Source organism: Streptomyces sp. WAC06614, from assembly GCF_003949795.1.
Taxonomy (GTDB): Bacteria; Actinomycetota; Actinomycetes; order Streptomycetales; family Streptomycetaceae; genus Streptomyces.
Map to the genome: position 1 here is coordinate 1 of NZ_RPRY01000463.1, position 4,300 is coordinate 4,300.

Consider the following 4,300-nt stretch of genomic DNA (forward strand, 5'->3'; position numbering starts at 1 on the left):
GTCGGAGGATGGGGAGGGGGCCGGAACCTCACCAGAATGTAAGAACCGGCCACACCCGTGCCGGTTCACGACTGCATGAGGAGGACATGGTGCGACAGAGCCACAGCGGTGGCCCTTCGGTGAGCGCGTAATCACCGACCGTGATTCCCGCCGGGGCCCACGCGCGACGATTCCCCCGAGCCACGGCGGCCCGGCTCCCGTCCTTCGTAGACGGTTGCCGGCACAGTCACGGACCGCCTTCGCAATGACAGTGGAACCATTCCGTGTTTTCCTCTTTCTCCTTCGATCGTTCCCGCTGTGCGCTCTGGGCCGTGTCGCTGGCCCTGTTCTGCGTATCGCTGGACTTCTTCGCGCTGAACCTCGCGCTCCCCGACATGGCGGCCGACCTGCACGTGGCCGCGGGCGGGCTCCAGTGGGCCCTGAGTGGGTACATGCTCGCCTCCGGCGCCCTGATGACGGCCGCGGGCCGGCTGGGTGACCTGTTCGGGCACCGGCGGCTGCTGCTCTTCGGGGTGGGCCTGTTCGGGGCGTCCTCGCTGATGTGCGGGCTCTCCGGCTCCGCCACCGAACTCGTGGCCTTCCGCGTGCTCCAGGGCGCAGGTGTGGCGTTCGTCATGCCGGTCGGGCTCGCGCTGCTCACCCACGTCTTCGACGAGGACCGGCGGGCCAAGGCCAACGGATTCGTCTTCGGGGTGGCCGGTGTGGGCCTCGTCCTGGGGCCGTTCGTGGGCGGGCTGCTGACCCAGACGGTCGGCTGGCGGTCGGTGTTCTGGCTGAACGTGCCGTTCACCGTGCTGTCGCTGGTCCTGGCCTCCCGGGTGCAGCTCAAGCACGACGCCTCCTCCGCCCGTGCGGTCGACTGGCCGGGCCTGGTCACCGTGACCGCGGCGATCGCGTCCCTGACGGTCGCGCTCGACCGGGGCCGGGCGTGGGGCTGGACCTCCGGGCGCACGCTCGGGCTGCTCGCGGCCGGAGTGCTGCTGCTGGCGGTGTTCGTGGCCGTCGAGTCCAAGGTGGCGCGACCGCTGGTGGACCTGGCGCTGTTCCGCAACCGCATGTTCGTGATCATCACGGCCGGTGGTGCGGTGGCCAGTGCGGCCGCCTCCGTGTACCTGTTCGGGGCCAGCCTCTACCTCCAGGAAGTACGCCACTTCCCGGCGGGTACGGCCGGACTGGTGCTGCTGGTGCCGGCCGTGGCGACCGCGGCGGCCGGCCCGCTGGCCGGCCGGCTGGGCGGGATCGCGCCGCTCAAGGTGATGGCCGGGGCCGGTGCCGTGGGCGGACTGGCCGTGCTGGGGCTGGGGCTGACGTCCTGGCTGCCGCTGTACGTGCTGTTCCTCGCCGTGTGCGGTGGTGCGCTGAAGCTGTCCAACACCTTCACCGTGATCGCCACGCAAGGCGTGATCCGGCCGGAGCGGGCCGGGGAGGCCTCCGGTGTGACCCTGACCGCGATCGTGACTGCGGGCGGCGTGGGCATCGCGCTGGCGGGCTCCGCGCTCGGGGCGCAGGGCGTGACCACGTCGGCGGTCCGGTCGACCCTGGTCGCGACGGCCGTGGTCTGCCTGGTCTCCGCGGGGATCCTGGTGGCAGCCCGCCTGCACCAGGCGCACCGCGCGGCGCGGACGCTGCCGGAGGCCGTGGCGCCGGTACAGGGCTGAGCGGCCGGCCCCCCGCCGGCCCGCCAGCGGGCCGGCGGGCCGATCCGCGGCGTGACGCGTGGCGCGGCCCATGACCGGGGTCGCACCCTTCGCCTCGAAGGGTGCGACCCTGATCACCGTCGTCCCGCGATCACCCGCCCAGGGGGTGCCGCTGGAAAAAGTCCCACATGACGGCGGTGGCCGAGACCGTCCGCGTCGTGTACCCCGGGCCGCTGCTACGGGCGACCGCGCCGGGCCAGGTGTGCCCGCCGTCGGTGACTTGGTAGTGGGCGACCTCGGTGCCCCCCGCGCAGTCCGTCCAGTCGTACGCCGCCACGTCCGTACCGACCGTCCGGCGGGTCTCCTTGCGGCACTGGTCCTTGCGGACCCGGCTGTCCAGCCATTCGGGCACCGCGGGATAGGCCACGCCGTGGCTGGTCCCCCCGTCGTAATCGATGACCGAGTCGCCGGTGCCGTGGAATTCGAGCATCGACACGGCCGGACCCGTGCCGCAGCCGCGCGCCGACTGCGGGTAGTACGCGCCCGCGACCGGGGCGAAGGCGGCGATCCGCTGCGGCAACTGGCAGGCGAGGAGGGCCGTGAACCCGCCGCCGTTGGACTTGCCCGTCGCGTAGACGCGGTTCTTGTCCACGCAGAACTGAGACTCCGTCCGGTCGAGCAGGTCCTTCACGAACCCGACGTCGTCAGCGCCGGACGCGTACGGAGCGCCTTCCCAGGAGGCGCTGCCGTTCGTACCGGTGGTCCCCTGGGGGTAGAGCACGATGGCGTCCAGGGAGTCCAGGTTGCTGTACGACTCCATCAGCGTGTTGCTCTGCCCGGAACCGTGGAAGGCCAGGACCGCGGCTGTGCTCCGGTCAGTGCGGTAGCCGGCGGGCACGTGCACGAGGTAGCTCCGCTGCTGTCCGCCGGACGTCAGCGTCCGGGCGGCGGTCCGGCCCGGGGTCACCGGCGGCGCGGCAGCCTGGCAGCCGGACGAGGCCCGGGCGGCCACCGTCCGGGCGGTGGCGGCCGGACCGCCGCGGCCGTCCGGGCCGTTCGGGTCGTCCGGGCCGTCCAGACTGGCTACGCCGGCGAACAAGCCCAGGGCAGCGAGGCTCAGGGACAGGGCGAGAAAACGTTTCTTCAGCACGGTGGGGCAACTCCGTCTTTCCCAGGGCCGTGGGCACCGGAAGGTGATGCCCCGTGGAACGCGTCTGCCCCCGAGACGCGCGGGGAGGGCCCGGGCGTGGCCCCGCCGTGATCGATTCAACCACGGGGGCCCGCGCCGCGAGGGCCAGTTGGGGCGGCCGGGGGCCGCACGGCCCGGTCGCCGGTCCGGTCCGGTGCTCGAAGGGCTGACCGGATGGGCCTTCGGCGAGGGTGGGCGGGTGATCAAGATCGGAGGGTTGATCGTTCCGAACGAAAGGGCGGCTCCATGCCGTACGTGATGCTGGGTGAGTGGACCGAGGTGGACGGGCAGCTGCCCGACCGGGTCGTGGTGCCCGAGGGGACGGTGCTGCACCTCAGGACCGCGGACCACGAGGTCACCGTCGGCCCGCAGGAACCGCCGGTCTGGGAGCAGACGGCCGATGCCGTGGAGTTCGGGCCCGGCAGCGAGCTGGAGAACCGCGCGCTGTGGGGCGTACTGGACGAGGAGGAGGTGGACGCTTGGCAGTTCGACGGCTACGAGCTGATCCTGCCGGGGACGGGGGACTACGGGAACCCCGTCTTCCTGTGCACCGGCAGCACCGGCCGCACGGACGACGCCGCCCCTTGCCCGACCACCCCGGAGCAGGCCCTGGCCGGCGCGCGCCACACCTGCGACGGCATCCTCGGCCGCCACGCGGACGAGCCGTTGGTCTGGACGGAGTGCATGGCGATCACGCTCGCGGGCCCGGAGTCCCCGCAGGACCGGGTGCTGCGGGAGGTTGCGGAGGAATTGCTGGGAAAGGTGCTGCGCCACCGCACGGCCGCCGCGCTGCGGATCGAGCTGGGTTGGCATGCCGCGGAGGCGCTGCGCGACCAGGTGCAGGTGTGCATCGGCCCCGATCCGCGCGCCTTCGCGTACCGCATCGCGGAGTCGGTCCGCGCATCGGGCGTGGCTGTCGACCGCGTGGCGGTCACGAACCTGCTGCGTGACGAGCTGGAAGACATCCAATTCGTCTCAGCCGAGGAAGTCGACGGCCGCCTCGAAGAGGTGCTGCAGGCCCAGACCGCGAGCCTCGTGGACGCCGATCTGACGGAGCTCGCCGACCGGGTCGGCGAGGAGGCCCGGCGCCGGACCGGCGGCGAGGAGTACGACGGTGTCGTGAAGGTGCTGCACACCGTGCTGTGGAACCGCCTCGAAGGTAAGGCCGACGACCTCCTCGCGGACGATCTGCACGCGCTGCGGACGGAGCTCCAGGCTCACAGGGACGAGCTCCAGCGAATCTTCATGGCACGAACCGTGCAGGCCCTCACCGCAGCCGTTACCGTCTACGGCAGGCCGCTGCCCTCGGCAGCTCCGGCCGCCTGACGGCCGCCGACGTACCGCGCGGACCGCGGGCGGCGGACGACCGCGGCCGCACCGCGGCGCGCTGCGACCCGTCCCGCGGCGCGCTGCGACCTGCCGCGCAGCGCGCCGGCCGGGCCGGCCGCGGACGCCCCCGCTCGCCCCGCCCGCT

The 4,300-nt window shown here is 72.9% G+C and carries 3 protein-coding genes and 1 pseudogene; 2 read left to right on the plus strand and 2 right to left on the minus strand.

The genetic code is table 11. The features are described from left to right. Nucleotides 1–311 precede the first annotated feature (311 nt). Nucleotides 312–1,658, plus strand: coding sequence for an MFS transporter (locus EF918_RS33165; protein ID WP_185922036.1), 1,347 nt, complete (start codon nt 312–314; stop codon nt 1,656–1,658). A 130-nt stretch (nt 1,659–1,788) separates the two neighbouring features. On the opposite strand, the gene EF918_RS37420 is transcribed toward EF918_RS33165, so the two are convergent. Next, nucleotides 1,789–2,787 (minus strand): PHB depolymerase family esterase, encoded by a 999-nt coding sequence (locus EF918_RS37420; RefSeq protein ID WP_185922037.1) that lies wholly within the window; start codon nt 2,785–2,787, stop codon nt 1,789–1,791. A gap of 285 nt (nt 2,788–3,072) precedes the next feature. Here EF918_RS37420 and EF918_RS37425 point away from each other — a divergent pair, with 285 nt between their 5' ends. Further along, the gene (locus EF918_RS37425) at nt 3,073–4,152 is read left to right on the plus strand and encodes a hypothetical protein (RefSeq protein WP_185922038.1); all 1,080 of its coding nucleotides are present in this window, start codon (nt 3,073–3,075) and stop codon (nt 4,150–4,152) included. On the opposite strand, the pseudogene EF918_RS37805 reads toward EF918_RS37425, so the two are convergent. Next, nucleotides 4,113–4,300 (minus strand): annotated as a pseudogene (locus EF918_RS37805) (TraR/DksA family transcriptional regulator); the annotation flags it as partial. The gene EF918_RS37425 and the pseudogene EF918_RS37805 overlap by 40 nt on opposite strands.

What these genes read in the sequence shown, in the direction of transcription:
- EF918_RS37425 (WP_185922038.1), top strand. Translation starts at nt 3,073, where the DNA reads ATGCCGTACGTGATGCTGGGTGAGTGGACCGAGGTGGACGGGCAGCTG.